Below are 24,186 nucleotides of genomic sequence, written 5' to 3'. Positions count from 1 at the left end.
AAACGTGCTTGAAAAATTGGATAATAAACAAATATAAAATAGACGTTTAATCACAAAAAATTGTCGTTATAAATGTCGCTATAAGTAGAGAATAACTATGAGTACTAAAAACGAACAGCTCTTTGCACAAGCCAGCAAACATATCCCGGGTGGTGTTAATTCACCTGTTCGCGCCTTTGCAGGAGTCGGTGGTACGCCAATCTTTATGCACCGCGCCAACGGCAGCAAAATTTATGACACCGAAGACAATGCTTATATCGATTATGTCGGCTCTTGGGGCCCGATGATTTTGGGTCATGCGCATCCAAAAGTCATTGATGCAGTTAAAAAAGCCGCTGATGATGGTCTAAGCTTTGGTACGCCCACACCGTTTGAAACGACCGTTGCCGATAAGATTTGCGAAATCGTTCCTAGCGTCGAGATGATTCGTATGACCAGCTCAGGTACAGAAGCGACCATGAGTGCGATTCGTCTAGCACGTGGTTATACCCAGCGTGACAAAATCGTTAAATTTGAAGGTTGCTACCATGGGCATTCAGATAGCCTGCTAGTAAAAGCAGGTTCAGGCATGCTGGATATCGGCGAGCCAACCTCTAAAGGCGTGCCAGCAGATTTTGCTAAGCACACGATTACGATTCCTTATAATGATCCGCAAGCGATCAAAGATTGCTTTGAGAAATGGGGCGAAGAAGTCGCATGCGTTATCTTAGAGCCTATCGCTGGCAATATGAACATGGTCATTCCAACACAAGAATTCCATGATACGTTGCGTGCCGAGTGTACTGCCAATGGTGCAGTATTAATCTTTGATGAAGTGATGACTGGATTTCGCGTTGGTCTTGGCGGTGCGCAGGCGCACTTCGGTATCGACCCTGATTTAACTTGCTTTGGCAAAATCATCGGTGCAGGTCTACCTGTTGGCGCTTTCGGTGGTAAAAAAGAAGTCATGTCTTGTATCGCACCACTTGGCGGTGTTTATCAAGCTGGCACGTTATCAGGCAACCCACTAGCGATGCGTGCTGGTATTGCGATGTTTGAAGACTTAACGGCAGACGGTTTTTATGATGAGTTAGCCGCGAAAGTTGATCGTCTAGTAGACGGTTTTCAAGCAGCGGCTGACAAGCACGGTATCAACCTTCGTACCAATAAACTGGGCGGCATGTTTGGTATGTTCTTCGTCAGAGACAATGCGACTACTGTACCTCAGAACTTTGATGACGTGACAGAGTGTGACATGACTGTGTTTAATACTTTCTTCCACGGTATGCTAGATCGCGGTATTTATTTGGCACCGTCGGCTTATGAAGCAGGCTTTATGTCTATCAAGCATAGCGATGAAGACATTGATATTTCTATCAAAGCGGCTGATGAGATATTTGCAGAAATGGCAAAAGCGTAATTTAGCTAGAGCTATTTTTTGGCTTATTAAAAAAACCAGTACCTTAAAAGGTGCTGGTTTTTTTTATGCTCATTTATTTATTTTTGATGCTTTTAATATCGGCGTCCAACTGTACACGTCGTTGTTGTGTATAAGTGGTCAAGCAACCATTGAGTACCATTGGATAAATACTACCGCCACGAACCGATTGGGCAGAAAGCTGGCAAGCTTTGTCTCTAAAATCAATCCATGCCAATTGTACTGCTTTTAATTGTTGTTTCTCAGAGCTGTTAAGTAAGCGCTGAAAATCGCGGTAAGACTGGTTCAGCTTTTGGTCTTCTATGGCCAGCTCAGCTGCAATACACTTATTCATATCTGTTTGAGTATAGGCGTTATCGCAGGTGCTTTCTGCAGACGCTTGAGCACTGACAAATAGCCCTGTTGACAGTAAAGCAAGACAGCCGATTTTTTTAATAAGGCTCATGACAATCATATAATCTCGTTATTTATATTGTTTTTATGAAAGGGAAATGAGCATAACATGGTTATATTTCAGTATATCTCGAGTTTATGAGAAGTTTGGTAAATGTATGTCTGTGATTGCAGCTACATTTTAAGCTAGTCGAGCCAAGTTTTTGTCCTATATACTGGTCATGAAAGTCGATATATATGGCCCAAAAAATACTACGAATAACAGAGCCCATAAAGTGACTCAGCCGCTTAAAAAATCGTTATTAGAGTGTGCTATGCTGAGAAAAACATACACAGCAAGGACGCTAACTCATGACTACCAGCACCAATAATATGCCTAGCAGTAATACGCCACCGTTATGGCAAGCCTCGTATGAGAAACACGGACTAAGAAATAATCTAGATGTGTTAGAGGGTAAGCATAATCTGCTAGATTTATTGCAACCCAAGATAGATCAGCATAGTGATTCTGTGGCTTTTAGTATGGGGCCCGCTACGCTTACCTTTGCACAATTGGATATTGCCAGTCGCCGCTTTGCTGCTTTTTTACAAGCAAAAGGAATCAACAAGGGCGATCGTGTCGCGGTACAACTACCCAATATATTGCAGTATGCAGTCGTGCTGCTTGGCTGTTTGCGCTCAGGCACCGTACTGGTAAACGTCAATCCAATGTACACCCATTATGAATTGGCACACCAACTGACGGATGCTCAAGTTAGCGTGCTGGTTGTCCTTGATGGGATGACCGCCGCTTTCGATCAATTAGACGATGCAGTGAAATCGCAGCTGTCACTGGTCATATATTGTTCTGTTAACCCGAATGCTGAAACTGCGGATAACGATATTGTCCTGCTTACCCAACTCAAAGCCTCAGCTGATACTACTCGTCAATTCAATCAAACCAACCAAACCACAGCCGATAATGTTGCAAACGACACCTCAGAGCAGAGTATAAGCTTTGCGCATATTATAAATACATACCACGCTGAGCAATATCGGTCTGTGACTATCAAGCGTGAGGATTTGGCCTTATTACAATACACAGGCGGTACGACTGGTAAGCCAAAAGGCGCCATGCTGACACATTATAATGTCATGGCTAATATCTGTCAGTGTTATGCGATGTTTGGTAAGGCGATTGAGGCTGGTCGTAGTGAGCAGATCAAGATACTGAATCCTTTACCGCTTTACCATATTTTTTCATTTACCGTTTGCGGTTTGCTCGGGATATATGGTGGGTGGGAGGATATATTGGTTACCAATCCACGTGATGTCGATGGGCTAGTCAATACTATTGAGCAGCATCGTCCGCATGTCATTCCTTCTGTAAATACCCTGTTTATTGGTATGCTCAATCATCCAAAATTTGCTGGCCTTGATTTTAGTCGATTGGCCTTATCTATCGGTGGTGGTACCGCTATCATCAAGGCGGTATCCGATCAGTGGCAACAAGTGACGGGCATGATGATTCATGAAGGTTATGGAATGTCTGAGACGGCACCAGTTATCTCGTTCAATCCGCCAAGGATTACGAGTTTTAATGGTAGCGTTGGCCTGCCGTTAGCAATGATGAATATCAAAATCATTGATGAAAATGGATCCTCGTGTACGATCGGAACACCTGGGGAAGTCGGCATCAAAGGACCACAAGTGATGCAAGGTTATTGGCAGAAAGACAATACAGATACCTTTACTGAGGATGGTTATTTTAAATCTGGCGATATTGGCGTCATGGATCACGATGGTTTTTTGACACTCGTGGATCGCAAAAAAGATATGATATTGGTCTCAGGATTTAATGTTTATCCTAATGAAGTAGAAGCCGCATTAACTGAGCATCCAAAAGTGCTAGAAGTTGCTGTCATTGGTGTCGAAGACAAACACAGCGGTGAAGTGCCCAAAGCCTTTGTGGTTAAAAAAGACCCAAGTTTAACGGCTGATGAACTGGCGGCTTTTGCCATTGAGCGTTTGACTGGCTATAAGCGTCCGCAGTCTTATGTGTTTATTGATGAGCTACCTAAGACGGCAGTAGGTAAAATTCTGCGTAAATCTTTGCGATAAATAAAGACGTCATTTCACTGATGAAAACGAATAAAAAACTGGGCTGCTATTTTTAGCAGCCCCGTTTTTTAATGCGTGCTGTATACAACGATTGAGTTTTATCGTGCTTTATCAAACTTGCGATCTCTCAAGCTTAAGTTACCGCGTACCACATCGCCATACATTCGGAAGTCGCTGGCAAAGCTTTTTAATGGAAATTTAAAAGAGGCTGGTTTGTTTTTTTCAAAGAAAAAATGACCCACCCACGCGCAAGCATATCCAGCCGCAATGCCTTTTAGTAAAGGTTTGGCTGAGCCAGTTTTGACAGATTTTGCGAGTCCCAATAATCCAAAACTGCTGCCTGCAAAGTGCAGGCGTCGGCAAGCCATATTTTGATGTTCATCCAAATAGAAATCATAAAATTTCTGCTTAGTTGGCGTATTGTTTTTAACGACTTCTTTCTTGGCATTGCTGTTGATCTGCGTATCAGCAGTTTTGGTCATGTTCTGTGTGGCAGTTTCTTTCATTTTTAGCTTCCTTGCTAGTGGTGTATGCCATATAAAATTAAGGCAGACTTTAACATTGGTGAGTAAGTTGCTTTCTATTTAGATGCAGATTATAGGTGATAGTCTATTTATAAACAGACACCAAGTCACTGTTATTTATTATAATATTGGTGGCTTTCAATGTAGCAAACCCATATTATTAACACAAGCAATAGATGCTGAGTGTGCCTCGTTTACTGTATATATGGTGTCATGACACGTTCACTGTGATTTTGTGTCGCTTGCGAGTGTTTGGCATAAATGCTTTAATGGCAAAAATAGCGTCTATTCGTATAGATAGCCCTATTTTATGCATCTGTAATTTTTGCACAGATCAGCCGCCTGATTTTAATAAGTATTCTTTTTCCTTTATCTAACATGGTAACGACTTCTCCTATGCCTATTGACTACCTTACGAATCCACCGCTTGCTGATGACGAAATGATGGCAGCCATTGATATTGGCTCCAACAGCTTTCACCTAGCCATTGCGCGTCTCGATCATGGTGAGGTGCGAAAAGTAGTGTCTATGTCTGAAAAGGTGCAGCTGGCTGCCGGATTAGATGAAAATAAAATCCTAAGTGCCGCCGCTGAAAAGCGTGGTCTTGATTGTTTGAGTCGGTTCGTGGCGCGCTTGGACTCAGTGCCTCCAGAGCGTATTCGTGTGGTTGCGACCAATGCGTTGCGCCAAGCCAAAAATGCCAACGACTTTATTGCACGTGCCAATAAGATTTTGCCCAAGCCTATTGAAATTATTGCAGGGCGCGAAGAAGCTCGATTGATTTATCTGGGTGTTTCGCACACCAATGCCAGTAGCGATAAACGCTTGGTGATGGATATCGGTGGTGGTTCGACAGAGTTTATTATTGGTCAAGAGTTCGATCCACTATTGACTGAGAGTCTACAGATGGGTTGTGTGGCTTTTACGCAAAAATACTTTTCTGACGGATTGATTACTAAAGAAGCTTTTAATAATGCTATCTCAGGCGCACGCAAAGAAGTGCTCGCAATCAACGGCCGTTATCAAAAGACTGGCTGGAGTAGTGTGGTTGGCTCTAGTGGTACGATCAAAGCGGTGCGTAATGTCCTTGTTTCAAAAGGCTGGGCTGATGAGCAAGAACGCATCACTTATAAAGGTGTCAAAAAACTAGAGAAGCTGCTGCTCAAGATTGGCAACGTTGATGATATTGACTTAGAAGGTGTGAAAGAGCACCGTAAAGCAGTATTCCCAGCGGGTGTTGCCGTATTGCGTGCAGTGATGAAAGTACTGAGCATTGAAACCATTGCTTATTCAGATGGTGCGCTACGTGAAGGGGTTATGTATGACATGCTCGGGCGTTTTGCTAGTGAAGATGTGCGTGACCGCAGTGTATTAGCACTGATTAAGCGTTATTCAGGCGACAAAAAACAAGCCAAGCAAGTGGTCAAGACCAGCCGTCATTTATTTGAACAGGTCATGGATAAGCTTGCGCTCAGTAGCGATGATGGTGACTTGCTCAGACGGGCAGCCTTCTTGCATGAGATAGGGCTCGCAATCAGTCATAGCAGCTATCATAAGCACAGTGCCTATCTGCTTGAATATTCAGATATTCCAGGATTTTCGCAAGTCGATCAAAAACGTATGGCGCAGTTGATGCTCAATCATCGCCGTAAGCTCAAGGCTGATATGCTTGAGCAGACGTGCACTATCGGTGGTGATCAGCTCGTTTATCTCTGTTTGCTATTACGTCTGGCAGTGTTGGCACATCATAGCCGCAGCGATTATGAGTTACCAGAATTAGAATTAAAAGTTATGGATGATAACTGTTGGCAAATCACAGTTATTGATAGCAGTGAACACTATGCTTTCTTATTGTCCGATCTCCTGACGGAAGCGGATCAATTTGCCAAGTGGGGCGTGAAGCTGAGTGTGGTTGAAGCTTAGCGCTTATAGAAATTACGGTTGTAATTATTAAGCTAAAGATTCGCGTAACAAAAGCTGCTCTGTCGGTAATGTTATGCGATTTAAGATGTGCTACTATAGCTTCTATTGAGTTTACAACTGTACTTTCATTATCTACAAACCGATAACGACGCTATTGTTAAATATAATTATTAAAGGGAAAGGTCTATGAGCACTGTCTGGGATAGTGTGCAGCTTGCACGACACGCCAAGCGTCCATTATTTATGGACTATGTTAATCAACTGTTTACCGAATTTGATGAGTTGCATGGCGACCGTGCTTTTGCCGATGACAAAGCCATACTTGGTGGCTTGGCTCGTTTTGACGGTATGCCAGTAATGGTAATTGGTCAACATCGTGGTCGCAGTACTCGCGAGCGTATTGCTCATAACTTTGGTATGGCCAATCCTGAAGGTTATCGCAAAGTGATTCGTTTGGTCAAAATGGCTGAGCGTTTTAATATTCCTGTGATGACCTTTGTGGATACCCAAGGCGCATATCCTGGTATCGGTGCTGAAGAACGTGGTCAAGCACAAGCCATTGCAGAAAGTATTGCGGTGTTCTCTAGCCTAAAAGTCCCTATCATTGTCACCATTATCGGTGAAGGTGGTTCAGGTGGTGCATTAGCCATTGGCGTGGGTGATAAAGTAAACATGCTGCAAAACAGTATTTACTCAGTCATCTCTCCTGAAGGTTGTGCGTCCATCTTATGGAAAACCGCTGAAAAAGCACAAGATGCTAGTGAAGCATTGAAATTAAACGCCATTAACCTATATCAAATGGGCTTAATTGATGCTGTTATTGAAGAGGGCGAAGGTGCTCACGTGCAACCGCAGCCAGTCATGACTGCATTAAAAGCACTTATTGCTGAACAGTTAGATGAACTTAAAGACTTAGATGCGCATGATCGTTGCGAGCTACGTTATGAAAAGCTAAAAACGTTTAACTCTGAAGTGATGTTGCCTGCTTAGTAATCTAATACTGTACTAACCTAATATTAAACGTAACGAATACGTGGCTTTTAATATTAGAGTCTGAGTCTTAATGCTAAAATAAAAACGTGTCATTTAATGGCGCGTTTTTTTATGGCTGTTACTATATAAAGCACCTGACGTAACTAAATAATTAATGTAGCTATTCCCCCATTTGTGCGGTAACCAACCTATAAATAAGGCTGACTATGACCAGCAGTGCGATCCTTTCTTACTCTATTGAGCCAATCGATGAGTTGCCAGTTGATGATAAGCTAGCCGAAGCTTTATTGAGTAGTATGTCTGAGTATGGTGAACAGCTGCATGGCCGTCGTCTTTGGCTAGCATGTAGTGGTGGACGTGATTCATTGGCATTAGCAGCGTTATGTGTGCAGCTTTATCGACAAGGCAGATTGCCATTTTTACCACAGCTCTTACATGTAAATCATGGTCTGCAAGCGGACAGTATCGCTTGGGCAACACATGTCGCTGATTGGGCAGCGGTGCAAAAAATACCGTGTTATATATTACGTGCGCAAGTAAACGGCCATGATGAACAGGCAGCACGACAAGCTCGCTATGAGGTAATGCGCGCGCATATCAATCAGGGCGATGTTTTGCTATTGGGCCATCATGCTGACGACCAAGCGGAAACCGTATTGATGCGATTGATTCAAGGCGCTGGCGTGAATGGTCTATCGGGCATGCAGCCGTGGCGCGTACAGAGACAAGGTGAGCAGCATAATATACTGTGGCGGCCTTGGCTAACCATTCGGCGTAGCCGTATCAGTGCCTATGCTCAGCGTCTAGAACTACCCTATATTGATGATCCCACCAATGACACAGGCGATAACGTGCGTAGTGGATTACGCCGTGACATCATGCCAGTATTGGCGTCATATAATCCCAATGTTATTGATAATATTGCTCGTAGCGCACAGCTATTGAGTGAAGCGCAGGCAAGTGTCAGTGCACAAGCAGCTGCAGATTTGCAGCAGACAGTGATTGCTTCATTACAGTTACCATATGCTCAGCAAGTCCTAAATATTGATGATCTGCACAAGCTACCACTGTATCGCCAACGTCAATTATTACATTATTGGTTGGGCCAAGATGAGCCATTACCACCAGCTAAGCAGCTTGTAGATGATGTACTACTTCTAAGTCAACGTGATGACCACGATCATCAGACGGAACTTTTTTGGCAAGGTCGTAAGCAGTCTTATACTATTCGTCGTTATCGGCAGCAGCTTTATCGTCTAAGCAATGAGTGGCTGACTTGGCTGAAATTGTCGCTTACCGAACAAGCGCTACGATTACATCAACCTTTTTCACCTGAATTTAATGCAGCTGACGAACAGCCTATCTTGAACACTTTATGTAGTGATGATAATTTCACTTGGCAGGTGCAGATTTTGGCAAATGAATTGGCGGGATTATTAGACCATGACCAACACGAAGCATTGCTAAAATCATCAAGAACAGCAATGTTAAAGACAGCAATGTTAAAGATAGCACCATTGGGTCGCAAGCAGCGTGTACAAACAGCACTAGCATCACGCCCACAGTCTGGCAAAAAGCTTTACCAAACTTTGGGTATACCCTCATGGTTACGTGATAGTTTAGTAGTGATCAGTGTGGATTTTATAGATGAGAAAATGATCGAAAATGAAAGTCCGATAGCGTTGCCTATTTTATTGCTGTCACCTTTTGATCGTTGGATATTAAGCGCTGATAATCTGAAAACTGACACTATCAATCATCAGCTCGCTGAATTTATCAAGAGTCATTTAAGTCCGAAAAAAGGTGCAAAAAATAGAGCAGATTTAGCGTAATTTACTAGATGCTCCTAAGTTTGATGGCAATGTGGTCGCCATGAATTTATCAAACGGTGCTGGTAGCAGTATGGTAAACTAAATGTCATTTTGTATATGCATATGTTAGTTTGAATAACTTTGAATTTTTGTGTAGGAGACAAGTATGTCAGTATTAGATAATAAAAAAATCAGCTTTATCGGCGGCGGAAATATGGCTCAGGCCTTGATTAGCGGGCTAGTGAGCTCTGGCGTCAATCCTGAGCTTATTACCGTATCAGCACCTAGCAAAGAGACACGTGATCAGTATGACAAGCAGCAAATGAACACGGTTGATGCCAGTGAAAACCCTAAAGCTGCTGTGATTGGCGCTGACATCGTCGTACTGGCTGTTAAGCCGCAGGTAATGAGACAGGTTGTTGGCGAGTTTGCTGACGCTCTAGATAATCAGTTGGTGATTTCAGTGGCAGCAGGTCTGTCGACGGATCTGTTGTCTGACATGTTGGGTGGCTATAGCAACATCGTACGCGCAATGCCAAATACACCTTCGATGATTCAAATGGGTGCTACTGGTCTATATGGTACGGATGCTATTTCAGATGAACAAAAGCAGCTAGCAACCGCAGTCGTAGAAGCCTCAGGCTTGGTCATATGGGTTGATGATGAAGCGCATATGCATGCTGTTACGGCCGTATCAGGCTCAGCACCTGCTTATATGTTTTACTTCATCGAATCGATGGTTGATGGAGCCGTTGCTTTAGGTTTGGACAAAGAAAAAGCCTCAGCGCTAGCGATGCAAACCATGTTAGGCGCTGCGAAAATGGCGATGAACAGTGATGACACTCCTGCTGAATTGCGTCGTAAAGTCACCTCGCCAAAAGGTACTACTCAAGCCGCAGTAGAGTCTATGCAAGCCAATGAAATCGGTCGTCAAATCAGCGAAGCGATGAAAGCTTGCTCTGATCGCAGCCAAGCGCTTAGTGAAGAGATGAGCAAATAGTTAGACAAAACCCAAAAATATGATTGCTGGTGTCCAGATTATTGCGATCTACAAATTGCCGTATTGACACTCGTATCACTGGCTCATTTTATTTTTGGTAATATAGTCGGTTCCCCATATAATTTGGATACAAGGAAGGCGAGTGAAAGTACTACAAGTAGTAGGCTAAGCGAGACTGACACCGTATCCAATGTATAGAGGGTCGACTACACTAAGCATCTGATAATGACATTCGTCATCCTAGAACCTGTTAATAACGTCACATTGAGTAGCACTTCATGAACAACATGTTATTTCAAATCTTTGATTTGGTCACCACCTTTGCGATGATGTTGGTGTTTATTCGTTTTATGCTGCAGTTTGCAGGTATGGATGCGAGTAATCCAATGATAGCCCCTGCTTATAAAGCGACCCATATTGTCGATGTTTTTGGACGTATTTTTCCAACGGTTGGTCAAGGTCGTATCAGTATTGCAGCGATTGTACTGATGTTTTTGATTCGTCTGATTGATATCTCTGGAAAGGCAGCACTGACCCATAAAGGCATTGCACCTGTACCGTTATTTTTCACTGGTACTGTCAGCTTGATTTTAGATTTTTTGCGTATGTGTCGCTACTTGGTTATTGGTTCAATTATTGTCAGCTGGATTGTCGTGTTTACGCAATCTCAGCATCCGATTATTGGTATCATTATGAATCTTGCGGAACCAATCTTGGAGCCGTTTCGCCGTATCACGCCAAACATGGGTATGCTTGATTTATCACCGATGATAGCCTTTGTTGCTTTTATTCTGCTAGAGATGTTTATTGGCGGTTTGGCAGCGAGCTTCCTACCGATGTTAGGCTAAGCCAAGTTTCTTAAGCTAAAAAGTTACATTACTAGAAATACCACACAAAAAAGGCGCTCTATAAGACATAGAGCGCCTTTTTTTGTCGCTGATAAAAGCTATCCGTATATGAGGACATCAATCAGTTGCAATCAGATGAAACGATTGGGTATCAACTGGGCTTGAGCATTATCAGGGTGCGGCGCATCAGCAGCACGCAGCGTTCGAGTGATCCAACTATCTGCTTCCTTGACTGCATCAACAAGTAAATCTCCCATTGCTAAACGTCCAGCGATAAAGCTAGCCAGTGAGCAGCCTGAGCCGTGAAATTCGCCTTCTAGACGCGGCAAAATGCTTTGGTGTACCATTTCACCTTTTATATATAGATACTGCTCAATATCACCGCTATCAAAGTCATGAGACGTTTTTACCAATACGGCATGAGTACCTTGCTCACATAGCTTCTGTGCGCCGATGTGTAAGTCCTGCTCACCGCTTAATGCACGTAGCTCATGCGTATTCGGTGTGATTAGAGTGGCGTAGGGGAGAAGCAATTTAAAAGCAGTGACTAATGTCTTTTCATCACCTAGGCTGCCACCGCTATTGGCGACCAATACTGGGTCTAATACAAAAGGTGTCTCAGCAGCGATAACTTGCTCAGCAAACAACTGGGTCAACATCGCGATATTATCAGTCGTACCAAGCATACCTGATTTGATAACGCTAACAGGCAGGTCGTCGAGCACTGCTGTGGCTTGGTCTTTTACCAAGCTCGCGGCACAAGCCTCAAAGCCAAATACTTGTTGCGAGTTTTGTACGGTGATGGCAGTACAGGCAATGGCAGCATGAGCACCTGCTTGGCCAACGGCTTCAATATCGGCTTGTAATCCAGCACCACCTGAGGGATCCAATCCTGAAAAGCAAAGAACCACTGGTCGCATAACACTTCCTTTGATATATTTTAAAATGAATAATAAATACTATAGCTATCCACTGCTGAAAAAGCCACAGTAAGTGAGAGATTGTATCGTTGAGCTCAAATAATTTCGATACAAGGAAACCGAGTGCAAGCTATACGTTGTTATGGTTAGCGAAGATAACGATGTAGCGGATTTATATGGATTTGACTATATATTGAAAATTAATGCATCGATCAAATTTACCGATAAATAGTAATTAACCGCATATTGATTGTCTCAGATCTCATTTCTACTGGTTTCTAGAGATACTTTACTCGTTAAAAAAGGCATAAGACGATATAAATAAATAAATATCATAAAAATTGCATTAAATAGCTAGACAATGCTTGCAATTCTTTTTGGTTTTGCTATAATCATCGCCCACGGGATAAGACGTATTATCAGCAATAATACTATTTTTTAGAACTTAAAAAGTCTTACGTCGTTTGGTGAAGTGGGTGAGTGGCTGAAACCAGTTCCCTGCTAAGGAACCATACGTTTGCGCGTATCGAGGGTTCGAATCCCTCCTTCACCTCCATTTATAGTGTTATTTTTAGAGTAGCATCGCAAAAATCAGTTGTTAGTCTTTATAAGTTAAAAATTAATCATATTTTAATGAATAAAGATGTTGACACAAGCGATATTATCTATATAATGACCAACCTAATTTACTGTAATTGTTATTAACAACACAGTGGATGATGTGCAAAATACGCGCCTGTAGCTCAGTTGGATAGAGCACTTGGCTACGAACTAAGGGGTCGGGAGTTCGAATCTCTCCAGGCGCACCATTTGCATACTAGCTTATTATATAAGCTTAAGAAGTACCTAAAATAATCGCCTGTCTTATGACAATTTGGCGGTTTTTTTATGTCTGTTACTTTTGTCTTAATATTTACTGCCGTGAGCAAATGTATGACCAGATAGCATCTGAGGATAATGTACGATACAACCGTGAATTACGGTACAATGGAGCCATTATTCACTGCTTGCTATGAGCTTGTACCATGTCAAAAAGTTTATCTAAACGCACATCCAAAGCAACTACCAAATCAAAGCCTCAACGTAATGCTCCTATGCAGCAAACACCTGATGAAGAGCCAACGATCGCCAAGCCCACTACACGTGTCGTGGCGGTACTCTATGATGGCATGTTGATTTTGGCATTGTTGTTCTTGGTGGGAACGATGCTGACCGTGATTGGCACATTGCTGACCATGAATACAGGTACAGACTCTTCTCAAGCACAGTCGTTGCCAACATGGTATCAGAACGTCATTATGACGCCGTCATTTGTACTGACACTAGTGGCGTTCTATGGGTTGTTTTGGCGTCGTGGTGGGCAGACGTTAGGTATGCAAACTTGGCGATTAAAAACCGTGAATAACTCAGGTCACTTACTGACATGGGGACAGTCATTTAAGCGTATTTTGGCGGCATGTTTGATGCCATTGCTGTTTGGTATTATCGGTAGCTTAATCGGTGGGTCACGTGCGATATTATTAACCAGCGCCTTATTAGGCTGGGTTTTTAATTACGCCTTTTGTTTGTTTAATCGTCGCGGCTTAGCAGTGCAAGATATGTTATCTAATACCATAACCCTAAAAATGCCAAAAGTAGCACACGAAGGGTTATGGCGTGGTTTTAGAAACCGCAAGCAGTCGCAAAATAAACCGTAATATTTATAGCTACGTATTATGTATTGGTACGTGCGAGCAATCACGTCAACACTTTATAAATTGACGGTTTGAATCAGCCATCCGGTATAGCCCACAAAAAATAGCATTAACATGGCACCAGAGGTTCGTCCAAATGGTCGATTGGTGACAAAAGCAAATCCACAAAGTACCACCAGTAATACCGTAATCAGACCCATGGCCATCACGTCACGTGAAAAAATCACTGGGTTCACGGTGATAGGGGCAATGACGGTTGCCAAGCCAACTACGGCAAGGGTATTAAAAATATTAGAACCAATAATGTTGCCCAGCGCCATGTCATGTTCACCTTTACGAGCAGCAGACAAGCTAGAGACCAGCTCAGGTAATGAGGTGCCAACTGCAACAATCGTCAATCCAATGATCAACTCACTCAGTCCCCAAAATGTTGCGACCTCAACTGCGCCCCAAACAATGGCTCTTGAACTGGCAACCAACATCAACATGCCCAAAAACAAACTGCCCAATCCTCTTATTACGCTCGGCTCTTCATGGTTTGTGCTCGCATCATCTTCTGTTATGACATCGTCGTCATGTTCATGATTGCCTTCTCGAATGCTCAATACGATTTGAGTGGCCAATACTAAGACCAATAATACCAATAGCACGATACCATCCGCTTGGCTGAGTGAGCCGTCACGCAGCTGCCATGCTGCAACAGCCGTAATCATCAGCAATATAGGCAAGTCACGTTTGACGATGGCCTTACGGATGATAATGGGGCTTATTATTACGGTTGCACCCAGTACCAACGCAACATTAATAATATTAGAGCCATAAGCGTTACCGAGTGCCAACTCAGGGCTGCCTTCTAACGCTGCTAGTACCGATACCACCATCTCAGGTGCTGAGGTACCAATACCCAAAATAAGCACACCAATTAAAAAGCTGGGTACTCGAAACTTTTGTGCCAGTGCTGTTGCGCCATCGATAAAAACATCAGCGCTCCAAACCAAAATTGCTAGACCAATCAAAATTGCAATGACTGCCAACCACATTTAGATAACTCCTTCGTTAGGGATAAAATAGATATTGGGTTTTGAACAATCTTACATCATATAAAAATGGCATAAAAAAAAGCTGAATCACAATCTGGATTCAGCTTCGATATAAGTACAAGTATTTTAATGGGATTTTGACAACTACAGCAACTGTATGATTAGGTATTTACTCATACTTTATGTAACAAGCTTTTAAGTAATTTACTTAAGCAATGTTCTTAAGCCACTTGTACAGGGATAATATTAGCTGTGTCTTTTACGGTGTTGTCTTCATTACAGTAGACCAGTTTTGGCTGATAAGTTTCGGCTTCAACCTCATCAAAATGGGCATAGGCACAAATAATCACGATATCGCCCAAATCAGCCATATGAGCAGCAGCGCCATTCAATGAGATAATGCCTGAACCTGCTTCAGCACGAATCGCATAAGTGCGAAACCGTTTGCCATTGGTAACGTTATAGATATCGATAGATTCATTTTCGCGCAGACCTGCAAGGTCTAATAAATCGCCATCAATACCGCAAGAGCCTTCATAATGAAGCTCTGCATGTGTGACGCGGGCACGGTGCAATTTGCATTTAAGCATATTAAGTAGCATGGATTGCTTCCTTAGCGTGATGAAAGTAATAAGTTAATGGGGGCAAATCTACCTAAAAAAAGGCAGTATTACCCAAACCCGTAGCTGAATGAACAGTTGTAGGTAAGTTGTTGATTAACTGGGCAGAATTGGGATCAAAATACATCTGCCAGAATAGGCGGTATCATACCGTGTTATTCGGGTAGTTTGAAACCATTTATCTGAGAACGCGCGCGTTCAATATCGCCATCTAGCAGTAATGGTAATGCTTCAAAAGCAGCAGTTAAGGCGCTGTCGATACCAATTTGCTCATCAGGAGAGGCTTTTGAAAGGACATGTCCACTAACTTTAGACTTATGACCAGGATGACCAATACCCACGCGTAGACGATGAAAATCGCTACCAATATGCGGCGTAATATCACGCAAGCCATTGTGACCACCGTGGCCACCACCTGTTTTTAGTTTAATGCTGCCAGCTGGAATATCGAGCTCGTCATGAGCAATGAGCAACTGATCATTATCAATGCCATAAAAATTCACCATCGGTACAACTGACTCACCAGACTTATTCATAAAGGTGAGAGGCATCAATAAGCGCACATCATGCCCATGAATTTGCCCACGTCCTGTGACACCATGGAATTTTTTGTCAGGGCTCAGGTCAATATTGAACTGCTGGGCCAAATGATGGACGAACCAAAATCCTGCATTATGGCGCGTAAACATATACTGCTGACCAGGATTACCAAGACCGACAATAAGCTTTATGGCCATAAAAACATCCTGCTTGAGTTTAATAAATGAGTGGTAAGGCTTGGGTATCGAATTATAGATGTATCGAATAAACAATATTATTTTTATACCCAAACCTTACTTAAAAAAACAGCAGGAGATATTCATCACCTGCTGTTTTTTTGACTAAGCGCACCAGTAACTATATAACAAACAATAGGTCGCTATATAGAGTTTGGTTATTACTCGCCGTCTTTCTTGTCTTCAGACTGTTCAGTAGCAGGTACTTCAGCTGCGTCAACTTCTTCAGCATCTGCATCAACTTCTTCAACTGTCGGTGGTAGCATGTTAGCGATAGTACGGTCATGGCCATCTTCTAGCTCAAGCTCGTTGATAACAACGCCTTCAGGAAGTTTGATGTCTGATAAACGAAGCAAATCACCGATTTCCATACCAGATACGTCTATTTCTAGATACTCAGGTAGTAGTGATGGAATGCAAGAGATTTCGATATCAGATACTAGCGTTGATAAAACACCAGCTTTTGCTGTGCCTGGCGCTTCTTCTTTACCAGCAAAATGAACAGGAACGTTCATAGTGATTTTTTGACCTTTCACAACGCGCTGGAAATCAGCATGCATTGGGAAGCCTTTAGCTGGATGACGCTGTAAATCTTTGATAACTGCTTGATGCTCTACGCCGTCAACATTGATGGTCAAGATGTGTGAGAAGAAAGCTTCAAATTCAAGCGATTTTACCAACTCGTTAATTTTGATAGAGATAGAGGTAGGCTCTTCGTTGCCACCATAGATAATAGCAGGAACTAGATTCTGCTTACGTAGGCGGCGGCTCGCACCTTTACCTTGTTGTTCAGCAGAACGATCAACTGCGTTTAGCTCAAAATGATTAATGCTCATGGATATAATCCTATAAAAAGAATGATGAAGTGTCTGGTCATAAAAAAGTGGATTTGCGACCAATCCACTAATACGTGATGATAGCTAAGTATTATTAGTGATAGTTACTACCAAAAACTCTACGCTTAGCCATTTGCTTGTCATAACGATTTTTATGATAGTTATTATCATGGTCGTCGTTACTTCACAGCATGATCAGCACTTTCGATAATGCCAACCTGATTGAATAAAACAAACGGGCGGCACAGGCGCGCATTATACTGGATTTTGTAGTAATAATAAAGACCTACGAAAAAGTGCTGTGTAAAATTATTAAGCAAAAAATAGCGCCAAGTAATGAAACTTGACGCTATTTTTATGACGAGCACTACTGCTTAAATGTTAGCCATCAAACATTGCGCTAATAGATTCTTCATTATTAATACGGCGTAGGCTTTCAGCCAGCATCGGCGCGATGCTTACTTGACGAATTTTGCTACAAGCTTTTGCTGCGTCAGACAATGGAATCGTATCAGTCACAACCAGCTCATCTAACGCAGATTCACTGATGTTTTTCAATGCATTACCAGATAGAACAGGGTGAGTAATGTAAGCTAAGACGCGACGTGCGCCATTGGCTTTTAATGCTTCCGCTGCTTTACATAGTGTGCCTGCAGTATCGACCATATCATCAACGATAACGCAATCGCGGTCACGAACGTCGCCGATGATGTGCATCACTTGTGATTCGTTGGCACGAGCACGGCGCTTATCAATAATTGCCATGTCGGTATCACCCAACTGCTTGGCCATGGCGCGTGCACGCACAACACCACCAACATCAGGTGAAACAACCATGATGTTGTCATAATCTTGTTTTTGTAGGTCGTTCAATAGCACAGGCGTGCCGTAGATGTTGTCTACAGGAATATCGAAGAAACCTTGAATTTGATCTGAGTGCAAATCAACAGTCATTACGCGGTCGATACTGACGATGTTTAGCATGTCAGCGACGACTTTAGCAGAGATAGGTACACGAGCTGAGCGTGGACGACGATCTTGACGAGCATAACCAAAATAAGGCATGACAGCCGTGATGCGACCAGCACTAGAGCGACGCAAGGCGTCAGCCATCATCATGATTTCCATCAAGTTGTCATTGGTCGGTGCACAAGTAGGCTGCATGATAAACACGTCTTTACCGCGCACGTGCTCTTTGATTTCCACGGCAATTTCGCCATCAGAAAAACGCGTGATGTCAGCTTTACCAAGAGGTATGTGAAGATGATCGGCTACGGTTTTTGCTAATTCTGGGTGGGCATTGCCCGTAAAAATCGCCAAATAAGGCATGACAGAAGTCCTATTGATTGACTCAAGCAGAGACCGCTAAGCAGTGTCAAACTGCTCAAATTCAGAAAAGAGTGGTGAAAAGTTTTGATGACTACTATTACAGTAAAAAATGGCAGGGGTAGCTGGACTCGAACCAACGGATGTCAGGATCAAAACCTGATGCCTTACCAACTTGGCTATACCCCTGTAATGTCTAGGCTGTGTACGTCCGATTTCTAGCAGTAACTTTTAATAATTGTCACTTCTAGAATGGCGTTACGACCTTTCAGTTATCTACAAAACGGATGAACCGTTTGATATCTAACTTTTCCCTAGCGGCGTTCATTGCGAACTATACCGAAACTGGGATGGCGTTGTCAATGGTAATACGATAAGTGACGATTTATAATTCACTTATAATGTATACATATCAAACACTTCGAACTTAAAAATGGCAGGGGTAGCTGGACTCGAACCAACGGATGTCAGGATCAAAACCTGATGCCTTACCAACTTGGCTATACCCCTATTGAGGCGACCTATTATAAGTAAATTTTCAGATTTTGCAAGTCATTTGCGCCTTTTTATGGCTTTTATTCGTAATGAGGTGGTTTTGGTAAGTAAGTGCCGAAAATTGAAGTGTTAATCAAAGTGATCATAGGGTTGTGTGAATGGGTTTTAGTAGGGTGAATCTGGTGCGTAATTCTTGATATATATGTACTTTTGGCGTAATGGAAATACTCTAGGGGTATCAGCTATAATGTGGTTTAGGAAAAATCTCTAAACTCAAGTTCTATAATTTCCAAGGTAGCTTACAATAGAAAGTAACTAAATAAAGTTATATAAATAGCCAGTAAGGAATGTTTTTTTGGGTATAAAACAGTGGTTCATTAAACCAACACCGAAGCAGTTTGTTTATACAAGCTTTATCTATGCAATAGTATTTCCAGTGATAGGGCTTTTTATTGCTTCTCCCATAATGGCATCATTCATGTTGCTATTTTTTATATTCTTTGCTTTTGGCACGATGAAGTATTTAAAACCTATTGTTCCAAGGCAATACTACACTAACCTCATTGGTGCTGTACCATTTCTTATTATTTTAATTTTTTTCTTACACTCAACGATTTCTTTCACCGAGATTGTCGAAAATAAGAGCGGTCTTGAGCAAGTACACGGAATTGTTCCAAACGAGCCACTTAACCGCCGAGTAGGTAAAAATAGCTCGTCGTCATTGTTCATTAATGAGATCCGTCTGCACTGTGAATATAATGAGAGAAATAGCTGTAGTAAAGCCTATGATTATTCTGGACAGATCGCTGATATCCTCTATCAACCAGATACATGGATTGGCAATGTTGTATATGAAATCAGCGTTGATGACAAAAAGGTATACAGATATGAAGATCAGCTTGCTTATTTTAAGTTAGAACAGCGTATAGAACGTCGTCAATGGTTTTTAACGTTTATGCTATTTGGTATTCCTAGCTTTTGGTTCTACAGGCAAGATAAGCGGCTTCGTAAAAACACGCCCAAAATGACAGTCGAACAAGAGTTAAGTAAAGCTAAAGACTTAGCCTCTAACAAGGTAGGTTGTGTTGGAATAATTGTAGGTCTAGTAATTATTACTATCGCTATCTGTGCTGTGCTAGGAGGCCTCATATATCTTGCAGTTCATGAATTTGGCCTAGCAGCACTGTGTATTGGTATAGCTGTAATATGCTGGGCATTATTAATTATATTATATAAGCCAAGCTCAGAATTGTAAAAAATGGCCAGCTATAAACTTCCCACCACATATCCTTTACAGGGTGCTTCCGCAACCCACTTTGCCAAAAGTACTTTGTCAGTAGCCACGCTTGCATCCAATGGCAAAAACACTGCGCTACCAGAGCCAGTCATTCGTGCTGTGCTCATTGCTTGCGTCTCTAACCCTTGCAAGTAAAGCAAAGCCTCTTTAACAGCAGGTGCGAGGCTCGTCACCACTGGCGTAAAAACATTGTGATAGGGCGCAGTGAGCGTTTGTACATAATCAGCGTATTGGTTTTGAATGGTTTCAATCGATAGGGGCGTGATGCCTCGCTCTAGTTTTGGATGAGCGAAAAGTGTGGCAGTGTTGACGTGTGCATCAGGTGTCAGAATCAAATATTGCTGCTCTGGTAAATCAATCGCTGTCAGTTCATCACCAATACCCATCGCAATCGCATCTTGGCCAAAGATAAATATGGGCACATCAGCGCCCACTTTTGCACCGATTTTTATAAGCTCGTCACAAGTAAAGCCAAGCTGCCAAATCTCATTTAATACCAATACGGTGGTGGCAGCATTAGAGGAGCCACCACCCAATCCTGCGCCCATTGGTAAATGTTTATCTAAAGTGACATTCACTGATGCTAACTGCTTAGGTAGCTTGTCAGATAGTACTGAAGCAGCTAATAATGCGTATGCTGCTTTAAAAATGAGATTGTCTTCTATGCTGGTCGTTATCGCTTCTGCGCCATTTAGTGATAGTAATTGATGGCAAAGATTCGTAGCTTCTAACGTGTTATCGCTAGTATCAATGACGACACCACTGTCTATTGAAAAATGTAAATAATCACCCCAATCGAGCAAGCGAAAAACCGTTTGCAAATTATGATAGCCGTCAGCGCGCTTACCAGTGATATGCAAAAACAGATTAATCTTTGCAGGGGATAAGCGTGTGATAGTAGAGGCAGACGATGCGGCGATATTTTCAATCATAATGTACAGTCATAAAGTTTTCAGCCATAAACGGCTAGCTTAGTAAGCAACGGTGGCTTGATGGGTCATTACTCTAACTAGTGAGTGATGTAATGAGCGATAGGTTAGTGATTAATTGTCATCACAACCTTATTGCCTTGAGGCTGCACGGCGCTGATTTTACTCGGTAGCTTATCAGTGCCCTTATAGGTGAAGCTAGCCGTCCACTCACCGTTAACTGAGCTGATTAAGCGCTTTTGGGCATCCATTTCTGGCGCACTGTCTGAAGGTGCTGAACGACCAGATATCCAATAAGGCATTTGTGAGATAGGAGCCTGCCAGCCGGTTGCTTTTTTCAATAGAGTCTCAGGATCATTGGCTGTCAATGACCCTGTTTTTTCACTGACTAGCGTGGCGGTTTGACCATCATATTCGATATTGGTTTTACCGATACCTAGCGCGCCAATCAGCTCGATAGCAAAGCGGTCGTCTTGTTGTCCCCACGCATAAAAGGCACTACCACCTTGAGCACCTGTGGTGTCGTTAGCAGGCATCGTTACACCAATTTTGCCAGTAATATTAAAGGTCTCAAGCTTTTGTGGTTGCTCTTGTATAGTTGTGGTTGGTTGGTTGGTAGTCGCACTCGCTGTTTTTAATGACTGGCAACCAGACGTTATCACGAGCGCCGCCGCCATGGCTGTGAATAGAGTGACTTTATTAAGCTTATAAGAAGTAGTAACTACTGACATGATGTTTCCCCAATAATGAACAAATTTACAAAGATATTAGCTTAAGTGTTATTTGTTACTCAGTTATGCGTGGCTGTTAGCTTCTTATAAGTGCCTTGTAATTAAGTGCTCTGCAATCGTTGAACTGTTTTGCCTACTATCAAGATGATTTGTTGATCGTGCATCTAATACAGTTGTATGCGGTCATTAATATTGTGCTGTCCGAATGAAAAGCGTTTCTGCAAGTCTGTGAGTAGTGTCTCGACTCTTGCATTGTTGCCTAAGCCTTGATACGCACGTAGCAGTAAAGCACCTGAACGTAGCGTAGGCAACACGTCATAAGGCGTCTGTAGGTAGTCGATAACTTGCTGGTAGTTTTTGTTAGCCAGCGCATTGCTTGCTAGGATATTGAGTGCTTGTAGATGTAGCTCATTATCGTAACGTGGGTCATCATAGTGAATTTTAATGATCGCTGTCGCAAGCGCGAGACCTTGCTCAGAGCTGCGTTCGTTGGCCAGTAGTAGCTGTGCATAACTGAGCTTATAAGAGAGATTGCTAGGATCTAAAGCCTGTAAATGATTGAGCAGTGGCCGTTTTACGATATAGTCTTCTTTGTCATCGAGGAGCTGGGCACGTGCAAACAAGAGCATTTCATTATCGGGATAATTACGCGCAGCTTTCGTTAATAGGCTCAGCGCTTCGTCAGGTTTGTTTTGCTGCCATAAGATATCGGCTTGCATCACAAACGTGTCAGGTGCAAATACTTCAAAGTCTTTACGCAGCTTTTCTAAAACTGACATTGCCGCCTTAGTATTGTTATTGAGTAATTCAAATGCGACGACTTTTCTACGAGCTTCTAGCACCAAGTCTTCTTGCATGACGCCATTGAGATAGTATTTGGCTTGTTCAAATTTCTGCTGGCGCTCGGCACTGATACCGAGGTAGTAATAAGCCTGATTAAGATAAGCGGGTGTCTTTGCCAGCATATTGAGTAACTGATCGGCATTATCATATTTTTCGATATCCAAGCTTACTAATGCTGCTAATAAAGTAATCTCAGCATCATCATTGAAATGCTTATGCGCTTCAATCAATAACTCCCATGCTTTTTGGCTTTGCTTTAAGTCCAACAAATAGCGGATTTCATACAAGTATAAATTCTTACTGTCTGGATTACGCAGTCGTGCTTGGCTGACATAATTAATCACTGTCTCAGCGGTAACAATTTTGCGCAATATATCAGCCTTTAAGGTAATAAAAGGCACATAGTCTGGTTGGCGTTCTAAAGCACGGTTGATATGGATAATGGCATTTTCAGGCTCATTAAATTGGTAAAGCAAACCTGCTTTTAATACGGACAATGAAGCGTTTTGCTCGCTATCTAGCGGCTGTAGCGCGGCAAGTAATTCGCGCTTATCTTCATCATCGTTCGGATAAATACCGATAAGGATTTCGCTTAGGTCCGCTCGAGGATCGTAACGCAAAATACGATTCAATGTCTCGCCAGCTAGCAAGTAGTCGTGTGCTCGTAGTGCCAAATGCGCCACATAAAACCAAGCAGGCACGTGATCGGGGTTTTGGTCTTGCCATGTTTTGGCAAACTGTAATGAATCCTCGACCCGTTCGTTACGCAAAGACAAACTAAGCGCACGCTCAAAAACTGCCGTTGCATCCTCTTTAAAAGATTGCTGCTTGTAGATAGTAATCGCGCGCTTTTTGTCATCACGATCTGCTGAAAACTCCGCATCTAGCAGCGCATATAAACTTGGCTCTTCGAGCTCAGGTTGCCATAGGCTTGCTGGGGCTAGGCCATTAATATTGGCAACCTTTCCTGTGGGCTGTATGCTTGTGTGAATAGTTGTTGTAGTATGACTCGTCGCATTGTTATCCGATGCATTGTTGCTGTATGCGTTGTCGTCTATGATAGCTGCTGATACGCTAGGTCCAGTGGTCTGTAATAAGACGTTGGAAGGGTTTGCGTATACAGGAGAAGATCCTAGGCACAGACAGACGGCCAACGATAATGTTAGCTTATAGTGTTGCCATAGACGTTCAATAATGTCATGCCATAAAGCATGAAGATTCGATTGGGCGTCATGCGCAAGTTTTGATCGAAGTAATGACCCGAAAAAAATCATAGATAACCGTATTTGCCCATTATTTATCTATATAGATAAGTAAGCTATGTTTTAATTATTTTAAACTGAATGCTGGTAACGAATACCCATAACGAACATTATAAGAGTAGATAGCTGGTATAAACAATAGTGACCGTGTTACTCGGACAGTGGCATTAACTATTCTAACAATAGCTGTTGCGGGAAGGCGTGATTCTCTGACTATTTATGCCGATAATTCGCTATCAATATTGGTCAGAATATTATGAAAATATAACAAGTTAATGCAAAGTAAGCGAATAGTTTGTAAGCATTTTTTAAACATTTGCTCAAATTCGAACATTGGCTTTACCAATCGTATGAGTAGTTGATTTGTGACATACGCGCCCAGATACAAGCAAATAGTTATCATCGGTA

20 protein-coding genes and 4 tRNA genes are annotated in these 24,186 nt (G+C 42.4%); 11 read left to right on the top strand and 13 right to left on the bottom strand.

Going from position 1 to position 24,186, the window contains the following annotated elements; genetic code table 11:
- Window positions 1–97: 97 nt before the first annotated feature.
- Window positions 98–1,399, top strand: a complete 1,302-nt coding sequence (gene hemL, locus JMW61_RS03270; protein ID WP_201549551.1) for a glutamate-1-semialdehyde 2,1-aminomutase — start codon at window positions 98–100, stop codon at window positions 1,397–1,399.
- Between the two features lie 73 nt (window positions 1,400–1,472).
- On the opposite strand, the gene JMW61_RS03265 is transcribed toward hemL, so the two are convergent.
- Entirely contained in the window at window positions 1,473–1,862 is a 390-nt protein-coding gene (locus JMW61_RS03265) for a lysozyme inhibitor LprI family protein (RefSeq protein ID WP_201549549.1), read from the bottom strand.
- Window positions 1,863–2,161: 299 nt separating this feature from the next.
- Here JMW61_RS03265 and JMW61_RS03260 point away from each other — a divergent pair, with 299 nt between their 5' ends.
- Window positions 2,162–3,910, top strand: a complete 1,749-nt coding sequence (locus tag JMW61_RS03260; RefSeq protein WP_201549541.1) for an AMP-binding protein — start codon at window positions 2,162–2,164, stop codon at window positions 3,908–3,910.
- Window positions 3,911–4,008: 98 nt separating this feature from the next.
- Here JMW61_RS03260 and JMW61_RS03255 read toward each other — a convergent pair whose 3' ends face one another.
- Window positions 4,009–4,416 (bottom strand): DUF962 domain-containing protein, encoded by a 408-nt coding sequence (locus JMW61_RS03255; protein WP_201549539.1) that lies wholly within the window; start codon window positions 4,414–4,416, stop codon window positions 4,009–4,011.
- A gap of 414 nt (window positions 4,417–4,830) precedes the next feature.
- Between JMW61_RS03255 and ppx the strand changes: the two genes are divergently transcribed.
- The 5 genes from ppx to JMW61_RS03230 all read left to right on the top strand — a co-directional run bounded on the left by ppx (window position 4,831) and on the right by JMW61_RS03230 (window position 11,009).
- Entirely contained in the window at window positions 4,831–6,357 is a 1,527-nt protein-coding gene (gene ppx / locus JMW61_RS03250) for an exopolyphosphatase (protein WP_110921959.1), read from the top strand.
- A 186-nt stretch (window positions 6,358–6,543) separates the two neighbouring features.
- Window positions 6,544–7,347 (top strand): acetyl-CoA carboxylase carboxyltransferase subunit alpha, encoded by an 804-nt coding sequence (locus tag JMW61_RS03245; protein WP_110921958.1) that lies wholly within the window; start codon window positions 6,544–6,546, stop codon window positions 7,345–7,347.
- A gap of 209 nt (window positions 7,348–7,556) precedes the next feature.
- The gene (gene tilS / locus JMW61_RS03240; protein WP_201549537.1) at window positions 7,557–9,182 is read left to right on the top strand and encodes a tRNA lysidine(34) synthetase TilS; all 1,626 of its coding nucleotides are present in this window, start codon (window positions 7,557–7,559) and stop codon (window positions 9,180–9,182) included.
- Window positions 9,183–9,327: 145 nt separating this feature from the next.
- Window positions 9,328–10,161, top strand: coding sequence for a pyrroline-5-carboxylate reductase (proC, locus tag JMW61_RS03235; RefSeq protein WP_201549527.1), 834 nt, complete (start codon window positions 9,328–9,330; stop codon window positions 10,159–10,161).
- Window positions 10,162–10,439: 278 nt separating this feature from the next.
- On the top strand, window positions 10,440–11,009 hold the full coding sequence (locus JMW61_RS03230) for a YggT family protein (RefSeq protein ID WP_110921955.1): 570 nt from the start codon (window positions 10,440–10,442) through the stop codon (window positions 11,007–11,009).
- A 131-nt stretch (window positions 11,010–11,140) separates the two neighbouring features.
- On the opposite strand, the gene JMW61_RS03225 is transcribed toward JMW61_RS03230, so the two are convergent.
- Window positions 11,141–11,929, bottom strand: a complete 789-nt coding sequence (locus tag JMW61_RS03225; protein ID WP_201549525.1) for a hydroxymethylpyrimidine/phosphomethylpyrimidine kinase — start codon at window positions 11,927–11,929, stop codon at window positions 11,141–11,143.
- A 466-nt stretch (window positions 11,930–12,395) separates the two neighbouring features.
- On the opposite strand from JMW61_RS03225, the gene JMW61_RS03220 reads away from it, so the two are divergent.
- From JMW61_RS03220 to JMW61_RS03210, 3 genes are all read left to right on the top strand, one after another.
- Window positions 12,396–12,485 (top strand) — tRNA-Ser (locus tag JMW61_RS03220).
- A gap of 176 nt (window positions 12,486–12,661) precedes the next feature.
- A tRNA-Arg gene (locus tag JMW61_RS03215) sits at window positions 12,662–12,738 on the top strand.
- Between the two features lie 216 nt (window positions 12,739–12,954).
- On the top strand, window positions 12,955–13,626 hold the full coding sequence (locus tag JMW61_RS03210) for an RDD family protein (RefSeq protein WP_201549522.1): 672 nt from the start codon (window positions 12,955–12,957) through the stop codon (window positions 13,624–13,626).
- A gap of 53 nt (window positions 13,627–13,679) precedes the next feature.
- Here the strand turns inward: JMW61_RS03210 and JMW61_RS03205 are convergent, their stop codons facing one another.
- The 7 genes from JMW61_RS03205 to JMW61_RS03175 all read right to left on the bottom strand — a co-directional run bounded on the left by JMW61_RS03205 (window position 13,680) and on the right by JMW61_RS03175 (window position 18,731).
- Window positions 13,680–14,663, bottom strand: a complete 984-nt coding sequence (locus JMW61_RS03205) for a calcium/sodium antiporter (RefSeq protein WP_201549520.1) — start codon at window positions 14,661–14,663, stop codon at window positions 13,680–13,682.
- A gap of 221 nt (window positions 14,664–14,884) precedes the next feature.
- The gene (gene panD / locus JMW61_RS03200; protein WP_025651868.1) at window positions 14,885–15,265 is read right to left on the bottom strand and encodes an aspartate 1-decarboxylase; all 381 of its coding nucleotides are present in this window, start codon (window positions 15,263–15,265) and stop codon (window positions 14,885–14,887) included.
- 173 nt (window positions 15,266–15,438) lie between these two features.
- Window positions 15,439–16,020 (bottom strand): aminoacyl-tRNA hydrolase, encoded by a 582-nt coding sequence (pth, locus tag JMW61_RS03195; RefSeq protein ID WP_110921951.1) that lies wholly within the window; start codon window positions 16,018–16,020, stop codon window positions 15,439–15,441.
- A 200-nt stretch (window positions 16,021–16,220) separates the two neighbouring features.
- Window positions 16,221–16,895 (bottom strand): 50S ribosomal protein L25/general stress protein Ctc, encoded by a 675-nt coding sequence (locus JMW61_RS03190; RefSeq protein ID WP_110921950.1) that lies wholly within the window; start codon window positions 16,893–16,895, stop codon window positions 16,221–16,223.
- 381 nt (window positions 16,896–17,276) lie between these two features.
- Window positions 17,277–18,224, bottom strand: a complete 948-nt coding sequence (locus JMW61_RS03185) for a ribose-phosphate pyrophosphokinase (protein WP_110921948.1) — start codon at window positions 18,222–18,224, stop codon at window positions 17,277–17,279.
- A gap of 110 nt (window positions 18,225–18,334) precedes the next feature.
- Window positions 18,335–18,410 (bottom strand) — tRNA-Gln (locus JMW61_RS03180).
- 245 nt (window positions 18,411–18,655) lie between these two features.
- Window positions 18,656–18,731 (bottom strand) — tRNA-Gln (locus JMW61_RS03175).
- Window positions 18,732–19,071: 340 nt separating this feature from the next.
- On the opposite strand from JMW61_RS03175, the gene JMW61_RS03170 reads away from it, so the two are divergent.
- Window positions 19,072–19,971, top strand: a complete 900-nt coding sequence (locus JMW61_RS03170; protein WP_201549511.1) for a hypothetical protein — start codon at window positions 19,072–19,074, stop codon at window positions 19,969–19,971.
- Window positions 19,972–19,982: 11 nt separating this feature from the next.
- On the opposite strand, the gene ispE is transcribed toward JMW61_RS03170, so the two are convergent.
- The 3 genes from ispE to JMW61_RS03155 all read right to left on the bottom strand — a co-directional run bounded on the left by ispE (window position 19,983) and on the right by JMW61_RS03155 (window position 23,790).
- A complete protein-coding gene (ispE, locus tag JMW61_RS03165) occupies window positions 19,983–20,945 on the bottom strand; it encodes a 4-(cytidine 5'-diphospho)-2-C-methyl-D-erythritol kinase (protein WP_201549509.1) in 963 nt (320 codons plus the stop codon).
- Between the two features lie 104 nt (window positions 20,946–21,049).
- Window positions 21,050–21,673 carry a lipoprotein insertase outer membrane protein LolB gene (gene lolB, locus JMW61_RS03160; RefSeq protein WP_201549507.1) on the bottom strand — a complete coding sequence of 208 codons (624 nt, stop codon included), beginning with the start codon at window positions 21,671–21,673 and terminating at the stop codon, window positions 21,050–21,052.
- A 164-nt stretch (window positions 21,674–21,837) separates the two neighbouring features.
- Window positions 21,838–23,790: a tetratricopeptide repeat protein gene (locus JMW61_RS03155; protein WP_201549505.1), complete on the bottom strand. Its 1,953-nt coding sequence runs from the start codon at window positions 23,788–23,790 to the stop codon at window positions 21,838–21,840.
- Window positions 23,791–24,186: the final 396 nt, after the last annotated feature.

The organism is Psychrobacter fjordensis, from assembly GCF_904845995.1.
Taxonomy (GTDB): Bacteria; Pseudomonadota; Gammaproteobacteria; order Pseudomonadales; family Moraxellaceae; genus Psychrobacter; species Psychrobacter fjordensis.
This window is presented reverse-complemented; position numbering and strand designations above follow the sequence as displayed.